The following is a 22,750-nucleotide window of genomic DNA, read 5'->3' as shown; positions in this document are numbered from 1 at the left end:
TCTCTCCCAGACGCACCGCGAAACGGTGCGGGAGACCTGACGCACCCCACGACGAAGGAGTCGACATGAACGCGGCAGCACCGTTCCTCCTCCAGGCCGCCGAGGCCGACGAAGGCTACGCGACGGCCTTCGTCCCGCCCGAATGGGTGCTGGTCGCCCTCGGGTTCACGATGGTGCTCGTCTTCATGGCGCTCATCATGACGCGGCGGCTCACGCCGATGGTCGCGCTCATCCTCGTGCCCACGGTGTTCGGCCTGTTCGCCGGCGCGGGGCTCGGGCTCGGCGACATGATCATCGACGCCATCAGCAGCATGGCTCCCACCGCCGCTCTGCTCATGTTCGCGATCATGTACTTCGGCATCATGATCGACGTCGGGCTGTTCGACCCGCTCATCCGCGCGATCACGAGGCTGCTGGGCGACGACCCGGCGAAGGTCGTGCTGGGCACGGCGCTCCTCGCGGGAGCGGTGTCGCTCGACGGCGACGGGTCCACGACATTCATCATCACGACCTCCGCGATGCTGCCGATCTACCTGCGTCTGGGCATGAGCCCCGTCGTGCTCACGTGCGTGGCGGGTCTCATGAACGGCACGCTCAACATCGTGCCGTGGGGTGGTCCGACCGTCCGTGCCGCGACCGCGCTGGGCCTGCAGCCGACCGACATCTTCGTGCCGATGCTGCCGTCCCTCGCGGCCGGCCTGGTCATCGCGCTGACGTTCGCGTGGTTCCTCGGCCTCTCGGAGCGCAAGCGCATCGGCAGCATCGACGCCTCGCGTCTCGGTGACGGCGGCTCGCTCGCCGGCCCGCGGATCTTCCGCGGCGCCGACACGAAGCCGGGCGCCCGTGCGACGCTGCGCACCGGCAATATCGTCACCCTCGCCGGCGGTCACGGTGGCGTGCCCGCGGCGACCGCGGTGGTGGACCGTGAAGACACCGCGATGGCGGACACGATGCTCGACCCGAACCGCGCGACGCTGCGGCCGAAGCTGATCTGGTTCAACCTGGCGCTCACGCTCGTGGTGATGGTGCTGCTGGTGCTCGACATCTTCCCGCTCGCGTACGTCTTCATGGTCGGCGCCGCGATCGCGCTGGTGGTCAACTTCCGCAAGCTCAAGAGCCAGGCCGACGAGATCGTCGCGCATGCTCCGAGCATCGTCGGCGTGGTGTCGATGGTGCTGGCCGCGGGCGTGCTGGTCGGCGTGCTGAACGGCACGGGCATGGTCGACGCCATGGCCACCTGGATCACGACCGTGATCCCCGCCTCGCTCGGCCCGTTCCTCGCCGTGATCACCGGCATCCTGTCGATCCCGTTCACGTTCTTCATGTCGAACGACGCGTTCTACTACGGCATCCTGCCGGTGCTCGCGCAGAGCGCGGAGCACTTCGGGATCGCCCCGGTCGAGATGGCGCGGGCATCGATCACCGGCCAGCCGGTGCACCTGCAGAGCCCGCTGGTGCCGGCGATCCTCCTGCTGGTCTCGCTCGCGAGCGTGAACCTCGGCGACCACCACAAGAAGGTGCTGTGGCGCGCCACGATCGTCTCGCTCGCGATGCTCGCGGTCGGCGTGCTGGTCGGCGCCATTCCGCTGATGGCCTGACGACGCGCTCCTTCGCGTGAGACCACAGCCGGCCGCCGAGACCGTGGGTTCTGCCCGCCGTCTCGGCGGCCGACTGTCGTCTCACGGTCGTGGGGCGATCGGTGCCCCCCAACGCGCATCGGAGGGCTCGTAGGATTTGGCCATGACCAAGGGAGCCGCGCCCGACGCCTCGTACGAGAACCGCAGCTTCGGGGCGCCCGGCGCGGAGCGCACGGTCGTGCTGCTCCGTTCGGGGGTTTCGACCCTGTCGGATCCACGCCCCGACGCCACCGTACGGCGCGACGCGAGGATCGTCGCGGTGGGGCTCACGGTCGACGACATCGACGATCCCGCGGCGTACCGCGGCGCGACCCCGGCGGAGGCGACCGCGAGCGTCATCGCGCGGTTCATCGCAGAGGAGGCCCACGGGCGCCCGATCGGGCTCGTGGGCGTCGGCGAGGCCGGGGAGCTCGCGATCATGATCGCGGCGCACCTCGGCGACGGCGTCGACCGGCTGGCGCTCGTCGCTGTTCCCCGGCCCGAGTCCGAGCTCGGCGCGAGCGAGGTCGCCGTGCTCCTGGGCCGCATCGCCGCCAAGACGCTCCTCATGAACGGGCAGGCTGATCCGATGGCCGCTTCCGGGGCGGCCCGCTGGTTCAAGGACCACCTGTCGTCGGCGCGGATCGAGATGGTGCCGCGGACGGACGACATCGAGGCGCGGCTCATCCTCGCGGACGTCTGGGAGCGCGTGCTGTCGCACGTCGCGCCCGGAACCCTGCGATGAACCGCGTCGTCGTGCTGACCGGCGCCGGCATCTCGGCCGAGAGCGGCGTGCCCACGTTCCGCGGCGCCGACGGGCTCTGGGAAGGGCACGACATCGAAGACGTCGCGACGCCGGAGGGCTTCGAGCGCGATCCCGACCTCGTCCAGGCGTTCTATGACGCGCGACGGCGGGCGGCAGCATCCGTCGTCCCGAATGCCGCGCACCGCGCGCTCGCCCGTCTCGAGGGCGCGATCGGTGACGACCTGCTCGTCGTCACGCAGAACGTCGACGACCTGCACGAGCGCGCCGGCAGCCGGAACCTCGTGCACATGCACGGCGAGCTGCGCCGAGCGCTCTGCCTCGCGTGCGGATCCCGGCCCGAGTGGGACGCCGACCTCATCGACCGCCCCGCCTGCCCGGTCTGCGGAGAACGGATGCTGCGCCCCGACGTGGTGTGGTTCGGCGAGATGCCGTACGAGCTCGATCGCATCGAGCAGGCCGTCGTCGCGTGCGACGTGTTCGTCTCGATCGGCACGTCGGGGGAGGTGTACCCGGCGGCGGGGTACGTGGCGCTCGCGGCAGCCTTCGGCGCGCGCACCGTGGAGCTCAACCTCGAGCCGAGCGACCCGGCGGTGCCTTTCGACGAGGCGCGGGCCGGCCTCGCGAGCGAGCTCGTGCCGGCGTGGGTCGACGAGGTGATCGCGGCGCGGAGCGCCGGATAGGCGAAGAGAGCGCCGGGTGGATGAGTCCACCCGGCGCTCTTCGCGTGCTGTCGCGACGCTAGCGCGCGCCGCCCGACCGCACCCTCGAGAGGGCGTCGACGGTCGCGGCGAGGATCAGCACGCCGCCCGTGACCAGCAGGTTGACGCCGGCGGGCAGGTTGAGCAGCCCGAGGCCGTTGGTGATCGTCGCGATCACCAGCGCACCGATCGCCGCATGCATCAGACGGCCCTTGCCGCCGAACAGGCTGACGCCGCCGACGACTGCTGCCGCGACACCCGACAGGACGATGTCGCGCCCCACGGTCGCGTCGACTGAGCCGACGCGGGCGACGCTCAGCAGAGCCGAGAACACGGCCAGGCTGGAGCAGATCACGAACGCCCACCACTTGATCCAGCGCACCTTGACGCCGGAGCGGCGAGCCGCCTCCGCGTTGCCGCCGATCGCGTAGATGTAGCGGCCGAACTTGGTGCGATCCAGCAGGAAGGTGCCGATCCAGAGGATGACGAGCACCACGGGCACCACGATCGGCACGCCGGCGACCTCGATCACGGACTGGCCGCGGTTCTGGTTCAGCACATAGACGACGACGCCGCCGATGACGGCGATGGCGGCGAGCTTGATCCACACCATCGACAGGGCCCGGTTGGGAACGCCCGCGCGCTTGCGACGCGCTCGGTCCCAGAACGACGTCCCCGCCGAGATGGCGAGCATGATCACCAGCATCGCCCAGCCGCCCCACACCGGCAGATTGCCGTTCTGCAGCGCGATGAGCTCGGGCACCTCGAGTCGGAACAGGCCGCCCGGGCCGATGATCACCAGCGCGAGCCCCTGGAAGCCCAGGAACAAGCCCAATGTCACGACGAACGATGGGATGCCGACTCTCGCCACGAAGAAGCCGATCAAGGCGCCGGTGAGGAACCCGAACCCGAATCCGATCAGCAGCGCGAGCGGCCACGGGATGCCGAACTGGGCGTTCAGCACGACGAACAGCGCCATGCCGACGCCTCCGGTGACACCGGCCGACAGGTCGATCTCGCCGAGCAGCAGCACGAACACGAGCGCCATGCCGAGCACGACGAGCGTGGCGGCCTGGTTGAGCAGATTCGCGAAGTTGCGTTCGGTGAGGAAGAACGGGCTGAGGATCGAGAACAGTGCTCCGAGGACGACGAGGCCGCCGATCGCGGGGAGGGCGCCCATGTCGCCGCCGCGCACGCGCTGCCACCACGCGCGAATCTGATCGCCGACGCCGCCTTCGACGCCGCTGCCGATCATGTCGCTGGCGAGTGGGTCGGGAGCGGCCTCGGTGCGGGTCACGTTGCTGCTCATTCCGCGCCTCCTTCGGTGCGAACGGTCGACGTGTCGAGGATCGAGACGCCGGCGGGTGTCTTGGTGCCGGTGATGTAGCCGACCACGTCGTCGCGGGTGGTCGAGGACGTCGGGATCTGCGCGACCATCTGGCCGAGATACAGCACGGCGATGTCGTCGGCGACCTCGAACACGTCGGCGAGGTTGTGGCTGATGAGGATCACCGCCACGCCCTGCTCGGACAGGCGCTTGACGAGGTTCAGCACCTGCTCGGTCTGCGCCACGCCGAGCGCCGCGGTCGGCTCGTCGAGGATGACCACGCGCGCCTTCTTGAGGACGGCGCGGGCGATCGCCACGGTCTGGCGCTGGCCGCCGGAGAGGCTGGACACCTTCTGGCGCACCGACTTCACGGTTCGCACCGAGAGCGAGCGGAGCGTGTCGGAGGCCTCCTTCTCCATGCGGCCCTCGTCGAAGGTGCCGAAGGAGAGCTCCTCGCGACCGAGGAACATGTTCTGCACGATGTCGAGGTTGTCGCACAGTGCCAGGTCCTGGTAGACGACCTCGATGCCGAGGCCCGAGGCGTCGCGGGGAGCGTGCAGATCGCGGTGCTGGCCGTCGATCAGGACTTCGCCCTCGTCGTAGGGCTGCACGCCGGCGAGGCCCTTGATCAGCGTGGACTTGCCGGCGCCGTTGTCGCCCACGAGGGCGGTGACCTTGCCGGGGTGGACCTTCAGGTCGACGCCCTTCAGGACGCTGACCGGTCCGAAGGACTTCTTGACACCGACCAGCTGGATGATCGGCTCGGCGCCGGCCTTGGCGGCCGGGGCGGTGGTGATTGTGTCTGACATGCTCGCTTCCTTGGGAATGCCATGGTCCGGCGCGAAGGGGCGTCACGCCGTGCGGCGCGACGCCCCTTGCGGTTCAGTCCGCAGACCGCTCCATTACTGGGCGGTGACGCCGTACTGCTCGCAGGCTGCCATCACGTCCGGCGTGCAGACATCGTCGTAGTCGGCGTCACCGGCGGCGACGACGTCCTTGACCTTGTCGGGTCCGACCAGGATCGGCGTGACCTGGATGTAGGGCGTGCCGTCTTCGAGCTCGGCCTGCGCGGTGACGTCCTCACCCTTGAGCAGGGAGACGGCGGTGTCGACAGCGGCCGTGGCCTCGTCCTTGACCGGCTTGTAGACCGTGGCGGTCTGCCAACCGAGCAGGATGTTTTGCAGTCCCGCGACGTTCGCGTCCTGGCCCGACACGGCGACACCGGTCAGGTTGTTGTCCTGCAGGACCTTGATGACGCCCGCCGCGTTGGTGTCGTTCGCGACCCAGACGCCGTCGACCTTGCCACCGAGCGAGGTGAGCGCCTGCTCGAAGTTGGTCTGCGACTTGGCCTGGTCCCACACCCCGGGAGGCTCGGCGGCCGCCTTGATGCCGGCGGCCTCCATGACCTCGACGGCGCCGTCGTGGAACATCGCCGCGTTGCCGTCGGTCGGGTCGCCGCCCATGTAGACGACGATCGCGGTGGCCGGGTCCTTGCCCGCCGCCTCGAGGCCGTCGAGCACGGTCTGGCCCTCCAGGCGTCCGACCTCCGTGTTGTCGAACGACACGTAGTAGTCGGCGCCGGTGAACGGACGGTCGTAGGCGATGACCGGGATACCCTCGGCCTTGGCCTTCGTCGCGACGGCCTCGGCCGCGCCCTGGTAGTCGACCAGGAGCATGACGCCGCAGCCCTGCGTGAGCTGCTGGTCGGCGATCGTCGAGTACTTGTTGACGTCACCCTGCGCGTTCTGGATGTCGGCTTCGAATCCGGCCGCCTCCAGGCCTTCCTGGAGGTACTTGCGGTCGAAGTTCTCCCAGCGCGGCGACGAGGCCGCGTCGGGCAGGATCACGCACGCACGGCTGGCGGCATCGCCGCCACCCTCGGTGGACCCACCGTTGCCGCTGCCGCTGGAGCAGCCGGCCAGCATCACCGCGGCGGCGCCCGTGAGGGCGACCACGGCGAGGATCGAAGACTTCTTCATCTCTTGCCTTTCGTCATTGAAGCGGGCGAGTCCCCAGGATCGTCCCTGGCGTTCATCGCGCTGATGCGATCATCGACGACGCGGATTCTTATCGTCAAGTCTTGAACATAACACTTTGGCAACGCCCCTGATAGAGCGCCGCGCCAGCAGGAGAAAGAGGGTCGGAGAGAGCGTTTACCGTGCAGAATGCGCCCAAAGCGGGCGAGAACTCCGGTTTTCGCGTAGTCGGAGCCACATCAGAACCTGAACTCCCGCTGGGAGCGTTCGTCAAGTGAAGACAGCGAGGGTGATGAAGCGCTCAGGCCCGACCCGTCGCGGCGCGGGTGCGGCGCGACAGCGAGTCGACGATCACGGCGAGCACGAGCACGACGCCGGTGACCATGAACTGCACCGACGAGTCGAGGTTGAGCAGCGTCAGGCCCGACGAGATCGACTGGATGACCACGATGCCGATCAGGGCCGAGAAGGCCGAACCGCGCCCGCCGAACAGGCTCGTCCCGCCGATGACGGCCGCGGCGATCGCGTTGAGGTTCACGTCTCCGGTCCCCGAGCTCTGGTTCGCCGAAGCCAGTCGTGCGGCGGCGAGGATGCCGCCCACCGCGGCCAGTGTGGAGCACATCGCGAAGACGGAGAGGTAGATGCGATCCACCCGGATGCCGGCGCGCCGTGCCGCCTCGACGGACCCGCCGACCGCGTAGACCGCGCGTCCCCAGCGGGTGCGGGTCAGGGCGAAGTTCATCGCCACCACCAGCCCGAGGAAGAACAGGAACATCACGCCGATGCCGCGGTAGAGGTTCAGGTACCACGTGGCCGCCAGGAGGAACGTGAGCAGCACGCCGCTGCGCACGGCGATCTCGCCGTAGCTCTGACTCACGAGGTTGGCGGCCGCGCGCCGTCGCGATCGTCGGACGAGCGACCAGGCGAAGGCGGTCACGGCGAGCACCGCCACGACGTAGGAGGCCCACGCGGGAAGGAACATCTGCTGCGCGAACTGCACGAGCCACGAGTCGAACGGGATCGCGATCGACCCGGTCTCGCCGAGCACCCACAGCTGCAGCCCGAGGAAGCCGAGCAGTCCGGCGAGCGTGATGACGAAGCTCGGCAGCCCGAACCTCGTGTACAGGAAGCCGTAGAGGAGCCCCACGAGGCAGCCGATCGCGATGGCCGCGATCAGTGAGAGCACGATGTTCCACTGCAGCTGTACGAAGGTCACCGCCAGCACGGCGGCGGCGAGGCCCGACACCGAGCCCACGGAGAGGTCGATCTCGCCCACGAGGAGCACCAGCACCACGCCGAGAGCGACGGTGCCGATGGCCGCGCACTGCATCGTGAGGTTCACGAGGTTCTCGCTGGAGAGGAACACGGGATTGAGCAGCTGGAACACCGTCCAGATCACCGCGATGCCGAGCACGACGGGGAGCGCCCCCAGATCGCCGCCGCGGACGCGGGCCACGAACGCCTCGAGCGCGTGGCGGATGCCGCTGCCGCTGAGGAGGCGCTCCTCCGCCACGGGCTCGGCGAGGCGTTCGTCGCCGCGCAGACTCATCGGGACCCGTCCCCGCGCGGACGGGGCGTGCGGGAGCCGGCGCGGGGCATGCGGATCACGGTGCCGCCGGCGGTGTGCTCGTCCAGCGGCGGTTGGTCCAGCGGCGGACCGGCGGGCGGCGGCAGGACCGCAGCATCCGTCCGCTCCGGTGCGCGTCGGGTGGCCGAGTGATCGACCGCACCGGTGATGGCCGCGATGAGCGTCTCGCTCGTGACGTCGGCGACGTTGTAGACGCCGTTGTTGCGGCCCAGACGGAGCACGACCACACGGTCGGCGACCGCCATGACATCGGCCATGTTGTGGCTGATGAGGATGACGCCGTGCCCGCGCTCGCGCAGCCGCTCGATGAGGTTGAGCACCTCGGCGGTCTGCGCGACGCCGAGCGCGGCGGTCGGTTCGTCGAGGATGACGACGCGGGGCTCGCCGATGAGCGAGCGCGCGATCGCGACGGTCTGGCGCTGCCCGCCCGACAGCGAGGCGACGGGCACGCGCACCGACGGGATCTTCGCCGACAGCTCGCGCAGCAGGGTCCAGGTGCGCTGCTCCATGTCGACCTCGTCGAGCGTCGCACCGTCGCGCAGTTCCCTGCCCAGCCACAGATTGGCGACCACGTCGAGGTTGTCGCACAGGGCGAGGTCCTGGAAGATCGTCTCGATCCCGAGCTCCTGGGCGTCGGCCGGAGTGTCGATGCCCACCGGCTCGCCGTCGAACTCGATCGACCCGCTGTCGGGCGGGTGCACACCGGCGAGCACCTTCACGAGCGTCGACTTGCCGGCGCCGTTGTCGCCGACGAGGGCGACGACCTCGCCCTCGTTGACCCAGAAGTCGACGTCGGTGAGCGCCTTGACCGCGCCGAAGCGCTTGCCGATGCCGCGCATCGTCAGCACGCGTTCGCGCGGGCGTCCCGCTCGCGGGTGCGTCATCGACATCCTCGCCTCGTCCTCATCGATCCCCAGCCGACCCCTGTCAGAGTCAGGACCCTACCCGATGCCCGCCGCTTCGCACGCATCCGCGTACGCCGGGGTGCAGATGTCTTCGACGGTCCAGAACCCGTCGGCGACGACGGTGTCCATGATGTCGTCGATCGTGACGGCCACGGGGTCGAGCAGAGTGGCCGGTGTTCCCTGGATCTCGAGCGGGGCGGTGACCTTCTCACCGTGCAGCAGCCTGACCGCGACCTCGGCGGCGAGCTCTGCCTGCGGCTTGATCGCCTTGTAGACGGTCATGTACTGGTCGCCGGTGAGGATGCGCTGAATCGCCGAGAGCTCCGCATCCTGGCCCGTCACGATCGGGAGGGGATCGACGTTCGCGACCCGCAGCGCCGCGATGGCGCCGCCGGCCGTCGCGTCGTTCGCCGCGTACACGCCGGCGATGGCGCCGCCGTGCTGGGCGATCTGGCCCGACACCCACTCCTGCGCCTTCTCGGGGCTCCAGCCGGGGGTGTCGTACTCGGCGAGCACGCGCAGGCCGCTCCCGTCGATGATGCTGTGCGCGCCGCGCTTGAACAGCGCCGCGTTGCTGTCGGTGGGGGAGCCGTTGACCATCAGGATGCCGCGGCCTTCGTCCTCCGCGTGCACGCCCTCCACGAACGCGGTGGCCTGCAGCACCCCCACTTTCTCGTTGTCGAACGAGATGTAGTACGCCAGGTCGCCGCCGGCGATGAGGCGGTCGTACGAGATGACGGGCACGCTCTTGGCGTTCGCCGAGCCCACGATGCTGACGGCGGCGTTCGCGTCCACGGGGTCGAGCACGAGCACACCGGCGCCCGCCGTCAGCGCCGACTCCGCCTGCTGCTGCTGCTTCGCGGCGTCCTGGTCGGCGTTGGCGTAGAGCACCTCGTAGTCGCCGAGTTCGGCGACGCGGGCCTCGAACATCGGCCGGTCGAACGTCTCGTACCGTGCGGTCTTCGCGTCGGGCAGCAGCAGCGCGATCGTGTCGTCCGACGGGGTGCCGCCCGGGCTGGGTGCGCCGGTGCAGGCAGACAGCATCGCTGCGGCGAGGAGGAACCCGGATGCCGCCGCCACCGCGCGACGCCCGCTCGGGCGCCGTCGCGGCCGATCCAGTCGCGTACGGGGCATCGGACGAGCCTATGCGGTGATGGGCAGCGACGGTGCAGTCGGGAGCTGGGCGTCGACCGTGACGTGGTCGAGGGCGATCGCGATGGCGCCACGCGTCTCGGCCCACTCCCCGAACGAGGCGCCCACGATCTCGGGGAGGCCGTCGGCCGACGGGAGCGCGGTGCGCTCGAGCGAGTGACGCATGGGGGCCATGAGGATCTCGCCGGCCTGGCCGAGCTCGCCGCCGACGACGATGATCTCGGGGTCGAAGAGGTTGCACAGGCTCGCGGCGGCGATGCCGATGTGGCGGCCGGCGTCGGCGATCACGCGACGCGCGGCGCCGTCACCGAGTTCGGCCGCGTGCAGCAGGTCGCCGAGGCGGTGCATGCCTTCGCTCGGCGGGAAGAGCGACAGCAGTGCCGGGCCGCCGGCATAGGTCTCGAGGCATCCGCGATTGCTGCAGCGGCAGATGGGGCCGTTCTCGTCGAGCGTCACGTGGCCGATCTGGCCCGCCTTGCCGTTGACGCCGCGGAAGAGGTCGCCGTTCACGACGAGGCCGGCGCTGATCGTGTGGCCGACGCGGATGAACACCGACGATGCCGCAGACCGCCCGTTGCCCTCGCGGGCCTCGGCGAGCCCGCCGAGGTTCGCCTCGCTGTCGACGTGCACCGGGCGTCCGATGCGGATCGCCAGGCTCTCGGCGACGTCGACGTTCTCCCAGCCGCGCAGCAGGCCCGGTGTCGACACCATCCCCGTGCGGGGGTCGATGGGCGCCGGGAGGGCCAGGCCGACGCCGAGGAGGTCGGTGATGGATCCGCCGAGGGACTCCATCATGTCGCCGAGCAGCAGCGCGAGGCGGTCGAGTTCGGAGTCGTGGCGGTGGTCGAGGGGCAGCGGCAGAGACGACTGCGTCACGATGGTGCGCGCGGTGTCGGCGATCGCGATGTGCAGGTGGCGAGAGCTGTAGTGGACGCCGGCGACGAGGCCGAGGCGGCGTGCGAGCGACACGAGAGTTGCGCGGCGTCCGCTGCTCGTGGTGAACGACGTGTGCAGGAGGCCCGACGCGGTCAGCTCTTTGACGATGTTCGAGACGGTGGCGGGCGAGAGGCCCGTGCTGCCGGCGAGCTCGATCTGGGTGAGACGGCCGTGGCGCTTCAGGGACTCGATGACGCGCGCGCGATTGGCCTCGCGGAGCGAGGTCTGCGAGCCCGGCGGGGCTTGACGGCGTGCCACAGGTCACACTGTATCCCACGGCCGATTTCCCAGGTCGGCTGTGGGATCACGCGCCGTCGCGTACCCGGCTCGCATAGCATCGGTACGCCATGCACACCGTCGTCGAGGCGCTTCGCGCCGCACTGCCCACGCACGCCGTCGTCACGGACGACGCGACGCGCGACCGTCTGAGCCACGACGACGCCGAATGGGCCGATTACGCGCTGCCCGCCGCGGTCGTCTTCGCATCGTCCATCGACGACGTCGTCGCGACGGTCCGCGTCGCCGCCGCACACGGCGTGCCGATCGTGCCGCGCGGTGCCGGCACGGGGTTGTCGGGAGGCGCGAATGCGACGGACGGATGCCTCGTCCTCTCGCTCGAGCGCATGACCAGGATCACCGAGGTGAACGTCGCCGAGCGGTATGCGGTGGTCGAGGCGGGCGTGCTCAACGACGACCTGCGCCGGCACGTCGCGGGATCAGGGCTCTGGTATCCGCCGGACCCCGCGAGCCAGGCGATCTCGACGATCGGCGGGAACGTCGCGACGAACGCCGGCGGCATCTGCTGCGTCAAGTACGGAGTGACGCGCGACTACGTGCTCGGCGTGACCGTCGTGCTCGCCGACGGGAGCGTGGCGAAGCTCGGACGCACCACCGCGAAGGGGGTCACCGGCTACGACCTCGCCGGACTCTTCGTCGGGTCGGAGGGCACGCTCGGGATCATCGTCGACGTGACACTGAAGCTCCGCCCGCTCGGCGGTCGCGAGGAGCGCGCGGTGGTGGGCTACTTCCACTCCTTGACGGACGCGGGCGCCGCCGTCGCCGCCGTCACCGAGGCGGGTATCGTGCCCTCGGCCCTCGAGCTCATCGACCGCACGTGCCTGCACGCCGTCGCCGAGTGGCAGGGATGGGATCTGCCCGACGACGCGTCGGCGCTCCTGCTGGCCAAGGTCGACGAAGCCGGCGCCCGCGGCGAGGAGCTCGCCGCGGCCGTCGAAGAGCTGTTCCGCACCGCGGGCGGCAGCCGTGTCGAGCGCGCCGCCGATCCTGACGAGGTCGACCGGCTGTTCACCGCCCGTCGGCTCGCCTACCCCGCGCTCGAAAGGCTCGGTCCCGTGCTGACGGAGGACATCTGCGTACCGCGCGCTGCCGTCCCCGAGATGCTGGCGCGCATCGAGGCCGCCGCCTCGGACGCCGGCGTTGTGATCGCCAACATCGCCCACGCGGGCGACGGCAACCTGCATCCGCTGATCATCGCGCCGGAGGGCGACGACGACGCGAAAGCGCGGGCGAAAGTCGCGTTCGATCGCATCGTCGACGACTGCCGCGCCCTCGGCGGCACGGTGACCGGCGAGCACGGCGTCGGGCTGCTGAAGCTGCCGGGTGCGGCCGCAGAGCTGAGCCCCGCGGTGCTGCGCCTGCACCGCGCGATCAAGGGCGCGCTCGACCCGGCGTCGATCCTCAACCCCGGCAAGGCCTTCCCGAACGGAGAATGACATGCCCTCGATCCGCGCCGACGACGGCGTCCGGCTGGAGTACCAAGAGTCCGGCGATCCTGCGGGCCGCCCCGTGGTGCTTCTCGCCGGGTTCAAGGCCGCCGCATCGAGCTGGACGTACCAGCTGCCGGCGCTGGAACGCGCCGGGTACCGCGTGGTCGCCGTCGACCTCCGCGGGCACGGCGGCGCCGAACGCCCGTCATCTGGTGTCGACATGGACCGCAGAGGGCAGGACGTGCGCGACCTCCTCGAGGCGCTGGATCTCCGCGGCGCGGTGCTCGTCGGCGGGTCGATGGGCGCCAGCACGATCTGGTCGTATCTCGGGCAGGAGCGCGCCGACCGGGTCGCCGCGGTGGTGAGCGTGGATCAGACGCCGAAGATGCTCAACACCGCGGACTGGCCGCACGGGTTCTACGGCTACACCGAGGGCAACGTCGACACCTATTTCGCCGAAGGCATTCCCGACACGGGGCACGGCACGCCGATGCTGCGCCGGGGGAGGCGACTCGTGCGACTGCTGCGCGCCATGAAGGGCGCCGAACGGGCGTTCACCCACGGCGAGCTCGCGCTCCTGAACGACCACGCCCAGGCGGACTGGCGGAAGGTCATCGCCGCGACCGACGTGCCGGTGCTGTTCGTCGCCGGCGCCGAGAGCGAGTTCTGGCCGAGCTCCCACGCCGCAGCATCGGCGGCGCTCGCCTCGCGAGGCGAGTCGGCCGTGATCGCCCAGGACGGGCACGCCGCCAACATCGAACAGCCGAAGGCCTTCAACGCGGGGATGCTCGAGTTCCTCGCTCGCGTCGCCCCCGCCTGACTCAGCGCCGGTCGGCGGCGAGGCGGATCAGGACGATGTTTCCGGACTCGTCGACCTCGGCGACGCCGGGGTGGGCTTTCACGAACTCCGAGAAGCTCTTGTGCCCCAGGGCCTTCTCACTGAACGACGGGTCGAGCCGCTTGATGAGGCTCTTCACCGCCGAGGCGTGCTGCCACTCCACGCCCTCCTTGTCGCTCTCGAGGCGCAGCGCGCGTTCGAGGAGCGACTCGGTCGGGTCGACGGCGGCCTTCCTCGAGCGCCGGCTGCCGGACGCGCGCTGCGGCGCGGCATCCTTCTTCCCCGTCGGCGGAGCCGCCACACCCGGGAGCGCGTCGTACGAGTCGAACTGGTCGCACGCCGCGGCGAGGGACTTCGCGGTCGATCCCGCGACGCCCACCCCCACGACGAAGCGGCCGAGGCGCCGGCAGCGCTGGGCGAGCGGCACGTAGTCGGAGTCGCCGGCGACGATGACCACGTGCGTGAGGTCGGGGAGGCGGAACATGTCCTCGACGGTGTCCACGGCGAGGCGGATGTCGGCGCCGTTCTTCGCGTATGCGGCCGCGGGGAAGAGCTGCACCAGGTCGACGGCGCGCGCCACGAGCTGCGACCGGTACTCCGCGTTGACGGGCGCCGACCAGTCCGCGTACGCCCGGGTGAGCACCAGGGTGCCGAACGACGTCGCGTAGTCGATGATGGCGCCGACGTCGATCGTCGCGGCGGCGAGGCGCTCGGCGATCTCGGGGTCCGAGGCATCCGTCGCGATCTTCTGACGGTCGCGCGAGTAGGAGTTCTTGCCGTGCACACGGTCGTACCAGGACATCACGATGTTGTCGAAGTCCAGGTACACCGCCACGCGGGGGCTCAGCAGATCGGGCATGTCACTCCTCACCGGGATAGTGGACGCCGACGAGGTCGCGGATCTCGTCGAGCGTCGCCATGATCGCGACGGTCTCGTCGATCGGCAGCACGTCGGAGTCGGTGCGGCCCTCAGCGAGGTACCGCTCGGCCGCGAGCGCCTGGAACTGCATGCCGCGGCCGTCGATGTCGGAGCGGAATTCCTCGATCACCGTCCCGTCGGGGCTGACGAGGCGGAACGAGGTGGCCGAGTACCAGACGCTGTCGATGTCGATGCGGGCCTCGGTGCCGATGATGGTCGCGGTGTTGGGGCCGGCGCCGCGGGATGCGGAGATCGAGGTCGACAGCGCACCGGACGCGTGCGTCATGATCGTCGCGACCTCGGTGTCGGAACCGGCATCGCCGATGCGTGCGGCGGCCGCGATCGACAGCGGCGCGCCGAGGATGTCCCACGCGAACGAGACCGGGTAGATCCCGAGGTCGAGCAGGGCACCGCCGCCGAGTTCCAGCGCGTTGATGCGGTGCGCCGGGTCGGAGGGAAGCAGCTGCGTGTGGTCGGCGGTGACGGCACGGATCTCGCCCAGGGCGCCCGACTCCACGAGTTCGCGGATGCGGACCATGTGCGGCAGGTACCGCGTCCACATCGCCTCCATCGCGAGGAGACCGCGTTGCGCTGCCGCGTCGCGCACCGCCAGGGCCTCCGCCGCGTTGAGAGTGAACGGCTTCTCGACCAGCACGTGCTTGCCCGCCTCGAGGGCGAGGAGGGCGTTCGCCGCGTGCATCGGATGCGGCGTCGCGATGTACACGATGTCGACGTCGGGGTCGGCGACCAGCTCCTCGTACGAGCCGTGGGCGTGCGGGATGCCGAAGTCGGCGGCGAACGCCTCGGCGGTCTCGCGGCGCCGCGACCCCACCGCAGCGACGTCGAGTCCGGCGGTGCGCAGGTCGCTGGTGAACGCACGGGCGATGCCGCCCGGTCCGAGGATCCCCCAGCGGGGGGAAGAGGGCGAAGTCATGGAACGAGGCTATCGGCGCGATGCCCCCCGTGCGCGGGCGACTAGCGGGCGACGCTCTCCGCAAGCTCGACGCCGCTCTCGGCCACCAGGATCTGGTCGAGAGCGCGGGCGAGGTCGTCGACGATGTCGCGGGCGTCCTCGAGGCCGATCGACAGCCGCACCGTGGTCGGGCCGATGTGCGCCTCGGCGAGCTGCGTCGGCGACATGTGGCTGTGCGTCATCGACGAAGGGTGCGCGACGAGGCTGCGCGCGTCGCCGATGTTCGCCACGAGGCGGATCACCTGCAGGCGCGAGATGAACGCCTCGACGAGGCGGAAGTCCGCCTCGGCGTCGCCGGTGGCGGGCAGGTCGAACGCGAACACCGAGCTCACGCCGTCGGGGAGGTACGCCTCGGCCTGCGCGCGCCACGGGCTCGACTCGAGCCCGGGGTGGTGCACGCGCGACACGGCGGGGTGGGTCTCGAGGAAGCGGGCGACCGCGAGGGCGCTCGCGGTGTGGCGCTGCATGCGCAGGTCGAGGGTCTCCAGGCCCTGGAGCAGCTGGAAGGCGTTGAATGCCGACAGGGACGGACCCAGGTCGTGCACGTACTTGGTCTTGACCAGCGCGATGTACGCCGACCCGGTCTCGCCGAAGCGCTCGATGAGGCTGCCGTCCGGGACGCGCGGGTAGGTCTGGGTCAGCTGCGGCCAGCGCTCGGGCTCCGCCGTGAAGTCGAAGGTGCCGAGGTCGACGACGACGCCGCCGAGAGAGGTGCCGTGGCCACCGAGGAACTTCGTGGCGGAGTGCACCACGATGTCGGCGCCGAAGTCCTTCGCGCGCTGCAGGTACGGCGTCGCGACGGTGTTGTCGATCACCAGGGGCACGCCGGCCTCCTTGGCGACGGCGGCGACCGCACCGAGGTCCAGCACCTGCGCGATGGGGTTCGAGATCGACTCGGCGAACAGCGCGCGGGTGGTCGGCCGAACGGCGGCGCGCCACGCGTCGAGGTCGTCCTGATCGACGAAGCTCACCTCGATGCCCCAGTCGGCGAAGGTGTCCTGGAGCAGGTCGATGGTGCCGCCGTAGAGCTGACGGGCGGCGACGATGTGCTCGCCCTGCTTGGCGAGCGCCAGGAGTGCCACGGCGACGGCGGCCTGCCCCGATGCGACACCGGCCGCGGAGATGCCGCCTTCGAGCTCGGCGACGCGACGCTCGAACACGAGAACGGTCGGGTTCGCCGCACGGCTGTAGATGTTGCCGTCCTTGCGCAGCGCGAAGAGGTCGCGTGCTTCGGCGAGCGAGCGGAACTCGAAGCCGTTGGACTGGTGGATCGAGGGGACGGCGGTGTTCTCCGCGATGCCGGAGTCGAACCCGGCCTGCACCTGCGCCGTCGCGAACGAGCGAGGGGCGGCAGGACGAGTCTGTTCAGGCATGCAGACCATTGTCGAGCCGCGGTGCCCGGGGCGGCGTTTCGTGTGTCGAACTGTTGCGCGCCCGGCCCGGCGCCGCTCGAGGAGCGGTAGCGCGCGGGCACGCGAGAATGGTCGGGTGGCGCAGCTGATCACCCCCGCAGAACTCGACGATCTCCTCCGGTCCTCCGCCGTGCGCGTGCTCGATGTGCGCTACCGGCTCGACCGCCCCGACGGCAGTGCCGAGCACCTCGAAGCTCACGTGCCCGGCGCCGTGTACGTCGACATGGAGACGGAGCTCTCGCAGCACGGCCGTCCCCACGAGGGGAGGCATCCGCTTCCTCCCCATGAAGCGCTGCAGGCGGCTGCGCGCCGCTGGGGCATCGACGACGGCGACACGGTGGTGGTGTACGACGACGATCGCGCGCTGGGCGCATCGCGCGCATGGTGGCTGCTGACGCGCTCCGGCATCGCGGACGTCCGCCTCCTCGACGGCGGTCTCGGCGCCTGGGCCGCGGCCGGCCTGCCGCTGGAGTCCGGACCCGTCACGCCCGAGCCGGGCGCGGTCTCGCTCGCGCCGATCGCCGAGCCGGTGCTGTCTATCGACGGTGCCGCCGCGCTCGCCTTCTCGGGCGTCCTCATCGACGTGCGCGCCGCCGAGCGCTACCGCGGCGAGGTCGAGCCGATCGACCCGATCGCGGGCCACATCCCCGGCGCCGTGAACCTCCCGACCGGCGCTTACATGGACGGTGAGCGATTCCGGGATGCTGCGACCCTGCGTGCACTCTTCGCCGCGGTGGGCGCCGGCGACGGCGTGACCGCGGCGGCGTACTGCGGGTCGGGCGTCACCGCCGCGCAGGCGGTGTTCGCCGCCGAGCTCGGCGGGCTCGAGCTGGGGATCTACCCGGGCTCGTGGAGCCAGTGGTCGAACACTCCGGGACGCCCGGTCGCGACCGGCGCGGCGCCCGCGGAGGTCACCGGCACCGTGTGACCGGTGCGGTGGCCGGCCTCGCCGGGATCACGGCACGAGCGTGATCTTGCCGGCGACGCCGGATTCGATCGCGCGATGCGCCTCGGCGGCGTCGGCCAGCGCGAAGGACGGACCGAGTTCGACCGAGAACCGTCGAGCGGCCATGAGCGCGAGCGCGACGGGCACCGCCTCGGTGCGCCAGACCTGCTGCTGCGCGGTGAGCGGTGCGGGCGAGCCGCCCGAGAAGGCGCGGATGCCGAGGCCCGCGGCATCCCGTCCTCGTACGAGCGTCGCGATCCGCTGCCGGTCGGCGACGAGCTCCAGGGAGGTGTGAAGGGCCTCGTCGGTGCCGGCGGCGTCGATCGCGACGGTCACGCCCTGCGGAGCGCCTGCACGCACGCGGTCGGCGAGCCCCTCGCCGTATGCGACCGGGAGGGCGCCGAGCTCGCGGACGCGGTCGAATCGGCCTTCGGACGAGGTGGCGACGACGGTCGCTCCCCACAGCACGGCGAACTGGATGAGCGCCTGGCCGACCGCGCCCGAGCCGCCGTGCACGAGCACGGTGTCTGCGCTGCCGACCGCGAGCGAGCGGAGCGCCTGGTACGCCGTGCCGATCGGGATGCCGAGCGCAGCGCCTTCGGCCGCACTCACCTGCGGGGGGCGGGGGAAGACGTGGGCGGCGGTCACCGCGACGTCCGTCGCGTACGCTCCCGACGCCCCGGCGAACACCACCGGATCGCCGACGCGGAACCCGTCGACCCCTTCGCCGACGCCGGTCACCACACCCGCGCCGTCGCCGCCGACGCGACGTGGCGCAGTGATCTCGCCCGACGGCCGACGACCGGAGCGGAGTTTGCCGTCGATCGGGTTGACGCCGGCGGCCGTCACGCGGATCGCGAGCTGCCCGGCTGCGGGCACCGGCTCGGGAACAGAGATCTCATGCAGGACCTCAGGGCCCCCGAACTCGGTGTACGCGATCGCAGTGGTCATGACGGGGGCAACTCCTGTCGTCGAGACGGCTATTCCCTGAGGGCTTTCTGGATCCGCTGCAGCGATACGGGCTCGGCCGTGCCGAGGGACTGCGCGAACAGGCTCACACGGTACTCCTCGAGCAGCCACCGGGCGTGCACGAGCGCCAGCGGGGCGTCATCGGCCGGCGGGATCACGCCGCCGGCCTCGGCGAACACGGTCGCGGCGCGTTCGAACTCGGTCATGCGCTGGCGGTCGCGGCCCGGATTGTCGGCGAGTGCCCGCACGCGATCCAGCGCGCCGCGCAGGTAGCGGGGCAGCTGCGCCAGCCGGGCAGTGCCGGTGCGCGACACGAAGCCCGGGAACACCAGGCCCGCCAGCTGGCCCTTGATGTCGTTCAGCGCGCCGAGCAGCGTCAGCGAGTTCGCGTCGCGCATCGCGCGCTCCACGTCTCGCGCGGCCGTGAGGATGCGGGCGGTCAGCGACACCGTCTGGAACAGCTCGTCGACGACCGCGCCCGAGAACGCGTCGCGCACGGCTTCGAAGCCGGCCCGGCTGCGCACGACCGCGTCAGGAGCGGTGCGTGCGATCACGGCGTCCGCCACCGCGACGCGGCCGTCCTCGATGAGCGCCTTCGCGGACGGATACGGGGATGCCGCGAGCGCGAGCTTCTCGGCGGACGTCAGGTGCTCGAGAACATAGGCCGACGGCGACGCGACCGACAGGAGCACGAGGCGCCGGACGCCGGCCCGGGTCGCGCGGGTCGCGGCTTCGGGGGTCGTCTCGATCCGGAGCGCGACCGAGGCGCCTTCGTCGACGATCGCGGGATAGCCGCGCACGACGCCGCCGGCGACCTTCGTGTCGACGACGTCGGGGAGGTCCCCGAACGTCCAGTCGGTGAGGCCGGTGCGCTCCGTGAACGTCGACTCGGGCCGCGGGGCACCGCCGGGTGCACCCGCGAGGCGGGCCGCGGGGCCCCTCGCGGCGCGATCGGCGCGCCCGTTGGCCGGCGCCGTCGCGGTGAGTGAACGGGACACGGATGTGCGGGCCCGGTCGGCGAGCCGCGCCTGCAGTGCGGCCAGGTCGCGGTCGGAACCCACCGCTCGCCCGCGCTCGTCGACGGCGCGGAACGACACCTGCAGATGCCCGGGCACCCGCTCCATCTCGAAGTCGGCGGCGCTCACGGGCTGGCTCGCGACGCGCTGGATGCGCGCCGCGAGCGCGTCGCGGAGCGCCACCGGCGGGACGCCGTCGTGAGCCTCGGGACCCTGCCCGGCGAGGTCGGCGGCGAAGGTCGCCGCCCAGTCCGCGGCGGGGACCACGTGACGGCGGATGGACTTGGGCAGCGAGCGCAGCAGCGCCGTGATGAGCTCGTCCCGCATCCCCGGCACCTGCCAGTCGAAGCCGTCGGGGCGCAGCTGTGCGAGGAGGGCGAGCGGAACGACGGCCGTCACGCCGTCGTCGGCGGCGCCGGGCTCGAACCGATAGGCGAGCGAGAGCACCTGGTCGCCCTGGGTCCAGCGTGCCGGGAAGTCGCGCTCGTCACCGCGCGACGCCTCGTCGACGAGGTCGGCCTCCGTCATGTCGAGCAGGCGCGGCGTGCGGGCCGAGGCATCCTTCCACCAGGCTTCGAAGGAGCGCGCGTCGAACACATCGCGGGGAAGACGGGCGTCGTAGAAGCGGAACACGGCCTCGTCGCCCACGAGGATGTCGCGGCGGCGCTCGCGCTCCTCGATCTTCTCGAGACGCCGGCGCAGCTCGAGGTTGCGGCGCTCGAACGCCGTGAGCTTCTTGTCGAGGTGCGACGAGTCCCACTCGCCCTCGACGAGTGCGTGGCGCACGAACAGCTCGCGCGCGAACGGCCGGTCGAACCGCGCGAGCTGCACCCGGCGCTTCGGCACGATCTCGAGGCCGAAGAGCGTGACCTTCTCGTAGGCGGATGCCGCGCCGGACGCTTTCGACCAGTGCGGCTCGCTCAGCGAGCGCTTGGCGAGGTCGCCCGCGAGCGATTCTGCCCAGGCCGGATCGATCGCGGCGACGGTGCGTGCGAACAGGCGGCTCGTCTCGACCACCTCGGCGGCCATGACGGCGGTGGGCCGCTTCTTCTTGAGCCCGGAGCCCGGGAAGATCGCGAACCGGGTGCCCCGCGAACCCAGGTATTCGGCGCCGCGCCGCTGTTCCGCGCGGTCGGAGCCGGTGCGGCCCCGCGTTGCGGACGACGTGGTGCGCTCGTCGAGGAGGCCGAGGTGCGAGAGCAGCCCCGACAGGATGGCCTTGTGGAGCTCGTCGGGGTCGGCGGTGTCTCCTCCACCGGTCCGTGAGCGTGTCGACGTGCGCGGGGCGTTCACCAGCGCGCTGAGCTGACGGTGCACGTCGGCCCACTCGCGCACCCGCACGTAGTTGAGGTGCTCCGCGCGGCACAGGCGCCGGAATGCGCTCGAGCCCAGCTCGGCCTGCTTCTCCTGCAGGTGGTTCCACAGGTTGAGCAGGCTCAGGAAGTCGCTCGACGGATCGGTGAACCGCGCGTGCAGGCGGTCGGCCTCCTCGCGACGGTCTTCGGGGCGCTCGCGCACGTCCTGGATCGACATGCCCGCGACGATCGCGAGCATGTCGCGCAGCACCCCGGTGCGACGAGCCTCGACGAGCATGCGCGCGAAGCGCGGGTCGATCGGCAGGCGCGAGATCTCGCGGCCCAGGTCGGTGAGCGTGGGGTGGTCGCGGCCGGCCTTGACCGCCCCGAGCTCGACGAGGAGATCCAGTGCGGCCTTGACACCGCGCGAGTCGGGGGGAGTGAGGAACGGGAACGACGAGATGTCGCCGAAGCCGAGCGAGAGCATCTGCAGGATGACCGAGGCCAGGCTGGTGCGCAGGATCTCGGGCTCGGTGAACTCGGGCCGGGTGCCGAAGTCCTCCTCGGAGTACAGCCGGATCGCGATGCCGTCGCTCGTGCGTCCGGCGCGGCCGGATCGCTGCTGCGCGGACGCCTGCGACACCGCCTCGATCGGCAGCCGCTGCACCTTGCTGCGGTTGCTGTAGCGCGAGATGCGCGCCGTGCCGGTATCGACCACGTACCGGATGCCCGGCACCGTCAGGCTCGTCTCGGCCACGTTCGTGGCGAGGATGACACGGCGACGGATGCCGGCCACCTGTGACCGCTCGAACACCCGGTGCTGCTCGGCCGCGGACAGGCGCCCGTAGAGGGGGAGCACCTCGGTGGGTGCGGCATCCTTCGCGTACATGCCCCGCACGGCGTCCGCGGCATCGCGGATCTCGGCCTCGCCCGGGAGGAACACGAGCACATCGCCGGCGGCCTCGCGGTCGAGCTCGCGCAGGGCCGAGGTGATGCCGTCGACGTCGTCGGACTCCTCCTCGCCCTTGGCCGGCCGTGCGGGCGGGCGGTACCGGATCTCGACCGGATACGTGCGGCCGGACACCTCGATGATCGGCGCCGGGGTTCCGTCGGGCTTCGCGAAGTGCTTCGCGAAGCTCTCCGGGTCGATCGTCGCGCTCGTGATGACGACCTTGAGGTCGGGGCGCTTGGGCAGGATGCGTCGCAGGTACCCGAGGAGGAAGTCGACGTTGAGCGAGCGTTCATGGGCCTCGTCGACGATGACCATGTCGTAGCGGCGCAGGAGCCGGTCGCGGTGGATCTCGTTGAGGAGGATGCCGTCGGTCATCAGCGCGATGCGCGTGTCTTCCGACACCTTGTCGGTGAAGCGGACCTTGTAGCCGACTGCCGAGCCGAGCGGCACCTGCAGCTCCTCGGCGATGCGCTCGGCGATCGTGCGCGCCGCGATGCGGCGCGGCTGTGTGTGCGCGATGCGCGTCCGCCCGAGCTCGAGCGCGATCTTCGGCAGCTGCGTGGTCTTGCCCGACCCGGTCGCGCCCGCGACGATCACGACCTGGTGGTCGCGCACAGCGCGCGCGATCTCGTCGCGCGCGGCGCTGACGGGGAGCTCCGGCGGATAGGAGATGACGGGTTCGGACGCGGACATAGCCTTCGATCGTATCCGCTCGGGCCGGGCGCCGGATCGACCCGTC

The 22,750-nt window shown here is 71.1% G+C and carries 18 protein-coding genes; 6 read left to right on the top strand and 12 right to left on the bottom strand.

Annotated elements, in window-relative coordinates; translation table 11 throughout:
- Window positions 1-65 precede the first annotated feature (65 nt).
- The 3 genes from ASF40_RS09410 to ASF40_RS09400 all read left to right on the top strand — a co-directional run bounded on the left by ASF40_RS09410 (window position 66) and on the right by ASF40_RS09400 (window position 3,062).
- Entirely contained in the window at window positions 66-1,598 is a 1,533-nt protein-coding gene (locus tag ASF40_RS09410; protein ID WP_056368171.1) for a CitMHS family transporter, read from the top strand.
- Between the two features lie 142 nt (window positions 1,599-1,740).
- Window positions 1,741-2,361 (top strand): hypothetical protein, encoded by a 621-nt coding sequence (locus ASF40_RS09405; protein ID WP_056368169.1) that lies wholly within the window; start codon window positions 1,741-1,743, stop codon window positions 2,359-2,361.
- The gene (locus ASF40_RS09400; protein ID WP_056368168.1) at window positions 2,358-3,062 is read left to right on the top strand and encodes an NAD-dependent deacylase; all 705 of its coding nucleotides are present in this window, start codon (window positions 2,358-2,360) and stop codon (window positions 3,060-3,062) included. Before ASF40_RS09405 ends, ASF40_RS09400 begins: the two co-directional genes overlap by 4 nt.
- A gap of 58 nt (window positions 3,063-3,120) precedes the next feature.
- On the opposite strand, the gene ASF40_RS09395 is transcribed toward ASF40_RS09400, so the two are convergent.
- The 7 genes from ASF40_RS09395 to ASF40_RS09365 form a co-directional block, all read right to left on the bottom strand.
- A complete protein-coding gene (locus ASF40_RS09395; RefSeq protein WP_056368166.1) occupies window positions 3,121-4,389 on the bottom strand; it encodes a sugar ABC transporter permease in 1,269 nt (422 codons plus the stop codon).
- Window positions 4,386-5,216, bottom strand: coding sequence for an ATP-binding cassette domain-containing protein (locus tag ASF40_RS09390; RefSeq protein ID WP_056368164.1), 831 nt, complete (start codon window positions 5,214-5,216; stop codon window positions 4,386-4,388). Before ASF40_RS09390 ends, ASF40_RS09395 begins: the two co-directional genes overlap by 4 nt.
- A gap of 93 nt (window positions 5,217-5,309) precedes the next feature.
- Window positions 5,310-6,386, bottom strand: a complete 1,077-nt coding sequence (locus ASF40_RS09385; protein WP_056368162.1) for a sugar ABC transporter substrate-binding protein — start codon at window positions 6,384-6,386, stop codon at window positions 5,310-5,312.
- A 298-nt stretch (window positions 6,387-6,684) separates the two neighbouring features.
- On the bottom strand, window positions 6,685-7,932 hold the full coding sequence (locus ASF40_RS09380) for a sugar ABC transporter permease (protein WP_056368161.1): 1,248 nt from the start codon (window positions 7,930-7,932) through the stop codon (window positions 6,685-6,687).
- Window positions 7,929-8,861 carry an ATP-binding cassette domain-containing protein gene (locus tag ASF40_RS09375; RefSeq protein WP_082496944.1) on the bottom strand — a complete coding sequence of 311 codons (933 nt, stop codon included), beginning with the start codon at window positions 8,859-8,861 and terminating at the stop codon, window positions 7,929-7,931. The genes ASF40_RS09380 and ASF40_RS09375 overlap by 4 nt, the downstream gene beginning before the upstream one ends.
- Window positions 8,862-8,912: 51 nt before the next feature.
- Window positions 8,913-10,010, bottom strand: a complete 1,098-nt coding sequence (locus tag ASF40_RS09370; protein ID WP_056368159.1) for a sugar ABC transporter substrate-binding protein — start codon at window positions 10,008-10,010, stop codon at window positions 8,913-8,915.
- Window positions 10,011-10,019: 9 nt separating this feature from the next.
- Window positions 10,020-11,222: an ROK family transcriptional regulator gene (locus ASF40_RS09365; RefSeq protein ID WP_045299899.1), complete on the bottom strand. Its 1,203-nt coding sequence runs from the start codon at window positions 11,220-11,222 to the stop codon at window positions 10,020-10,022.
- 89 nt (window positions 11,223-11,311) lie between these two features.
- Between ASF40_RS09365 and ASF40_RS09360 the strand changes: the two genes are divergently transcribed.
- Entirely contained in the window at window positions 11,312-12,697 is a 1,386-nt protein-coding gene (locus ASF40_RS09360) for an FAD-binding oxidoreductase (RefSeq protein ID WP_056368157.1), read from the top strand.
- Between the two features lies 1 nt (window position 12,698).
- Window positions 12,699-13,511, top strand: a complete 813-nt coding sequence (locus tag ASF40_RS09355) for an alpha/beta fold hydrolase (protein WP_056368156.1) — start codon at window positions 12,699-12,701, stop codon at window positions 13,509-13,511.
- A gap of 1 nt (window position 13,512) precedes the next feature.
- On the opposite strand, the gene ASF40_RS09350 is transcribed toward ASF40_RS09355, so the two are convergent.
- Genes ASF40_RS09350 through ASF40_RS09340 form a run of 3 tightly spaced genes read right to left on the bottom strand, consistent with a single transcriptional unit; the run spans window position 13,513 to window position 16,794 of the window.
- Window positions 13,513-14,388, bottom strand: coding sequence for an NYN domain-containing protein (locus tag ASF40_RS09350; RefSeq protein WP_056368154.1), 876 nt, complete (start codon window positions 14,386-14,388; stop codon window positions 13,513-13,515).
- A gap of 1 nt (window position 14,389) precedes the next feature.
- Entirely contained in the window at window positions 14,390-15,382 is a 993-nt protein-coding gene (locus ASF40_RS09345; protein ID WP_056368152.1) for a Gfo/Idh/MocA family protein, read from the bottom strand.
- A gap of 41 nt (window positions 15,383-15,423) precedes the next feature.
- Window positions 15,424-16,794 (bottom strand): O-acetylhomoserine aminocarboxypropyltransferase/cysteine synthase family protein, encoded by a 1,371-nt coding sequence (locus ASF40_RS09340; protein WP_056368150.1) that lies wholly within the window; start codon window positions 16,792-16,794, stop codon window positions 15,424-15,426.
- A gap of 115 nt (window positions 16,795-16,909) precedes the next feature.
- On the opposite strand from ASF40_RS09340, the gene ASF40_RS09335 reads away from it, so the two are divergent.
- Complete coding sequence (locus ASF40_RS09335) at window positions 16,910-17,761, top strand: sulfurtransferase (protein ID WP_056368148.1); 852 nt, start codon at window positions 16,910-16,912, stop codon at window positions 17,759-17,761.
- 27 nt (window positions 17,762-17,788) lie between these two features.
- Here the strand turns inward: ASF40_RS09335 and ASF40_RS09330 are convergent, their stop codons facing one another.
- Together ASF40_RS09330 and hrpA are read right to left on the bottom strand one after the other, a co-directional pair.
- Window positions 17,789-18,730, bottom strand: coding sequence for a quinone oxidoreductase family protein (locus tag ASF40_RS09330; RefSeq protein WP_056368146.1), 942 nt, complete (start codon window positions 18,728-18,730; stop codon window positions 17,789-17,791).
- A 29-nt stretch (window positions 18,731-18,759) separates the two neighbouring features.
- Entirely contained in the window at window positions 18,760-22,704 is a 3,945-nt protein-coding gene (gene hrpA, locus ASF40_RS09325; RefSeq protein ID WP_056368144.1) for an ATP-dependent RNA helicase HrpA, read from the bottom strand.
- Window positions 22,705-22,750 lie beyond the last annotated feature (46 nt).

It is taken from the genome of Microbacterium sp. Leaf288 (assembly GCF_001422925.1).
In the GTDB taxonomy this organism is placed as follows: Bacteria; Actinomycetota; Actinomycetes; order Actinomycetales; family Microbacteriaceae; genus Microbacterium.
Note: the sequence above shows the minus strand (reverse complement) of the source record. Positions and strands in the feature narration are given on the sequence as shown.

Bases quoted from the DNA above. Each gene is read 5' to 3' on its own strand.
- ASF40_RS09390 (WP_056368164.1), bottom strand. From the start codon at position 5,216: ATGTCAGACACAATCACCACCGCCCCGGCCGCCAAGGCCGGCGCCGAG.
- ASF40_RS09330 (WP_056368146.1), bottom strand. From the start codon at position 18,730: ATGACCACTGCGATCGCGTACACCGAGTTCGGGGGCCCTGAGGTCCTG.
- ASF40_RS09350 (WP_056368154.1), bottom strand. From the start codon at position 14,388: ATGCCCGATCTGCTGAGCCCCCGCGTGGCGGTGTACCTGGACTTCGAC.
- ASF40_RS09360 (WP_056368157.1), top strand. From the start codon at position 11,312: ATGCACACCGTCGTCGAGGCGCTTCGCGCCGCACTGCCCACGCACGCC.
- ASF40_RS09400 (WP_056368168.1), top strand. From the start codon at position 2,358: ATGAACCGCGTCGTCGTGCTGACCGGCGCCGGCATCTCGGCCGAGAGC.
- ASF40_RS09380 (WP_056368161.1), bottom strand. From the start codon at position 7,932: ATGAGTCTGCGCGGCGACGAACGCCTCGCCGAGCCCGTGGCGGAGGAG.
- ASF40_RS09375 (WP_082496944.1), bottom strand. From the start codon at position 8,861: ATGTCGATGACGCACCCGCGAGCGGGACGCCCGCGCGAACGCGTGCTG.
- ASF40_RS09385 (WP_056368162.1), bottom strand. From the start codon at position 6,386: ATGAAGAAGTCTTCGATCCTCGCCGTGGTCGCCCTCACGGGCGCCGCC.
- ASF40_RS09370 (WP_056368159.1), bottom strand. From the start codon at position 10,010: ATGCCCCGTACGCGACTGGATCGGCCGCGACGGCGCCCGAGCGGGCGT.
- ASF40_RS09340 (WP_056368150.1), bottom strand. From the start codon at position 16,794: ATGCCTGAACAGACTCGTCCTGCCGCCCCTCGCTCGTTCGCGACGGCG.
- ASF40_RS09355 (WP_056368156.1), top strand. From the start codon at position 12,699: ATGCCCTCGATCCGCGCCGACGACGGCGTCCGGCTGGAGTACCAAGAG.
- ASF40_RS09345 (WP_056368152.1), bottom strand. From the start codon at position 15,382: ATGACTTCGCCCTCTTCCCCCCGCTGGGGGATCCTCGGACCGGGCGGC.
- hrpA (WP_056368144.1), bottom strand. From the start codon at position 22,704: ATGTCCGCGTCCGAACCCGTCATCTCCTATCCGCCGGAGCTCCCCGTC.
- ASF40_RS09405 (WP_056368169.1), top strand. From the start codon at position 1,741: ATGACCAAGGGAGCCGCGCCCGACGCCTCGTACGAGAACCGCAGCTTC.
- ASF40_RS09410 (WP_056368171.1), top strand. From the start codon at position 66: ATGAACGCGGCAGCACCGTTCCTCCTCCAGGCCGCCGAGGCCGACGAA.
- ASF40_RS09395 (WP_056368166.1), bottom strand. From the start codon at position 4,389: ATGAGCAGCAACGTGACCCGCACCGAGGCCGCTCCCGACCCACTCGCC.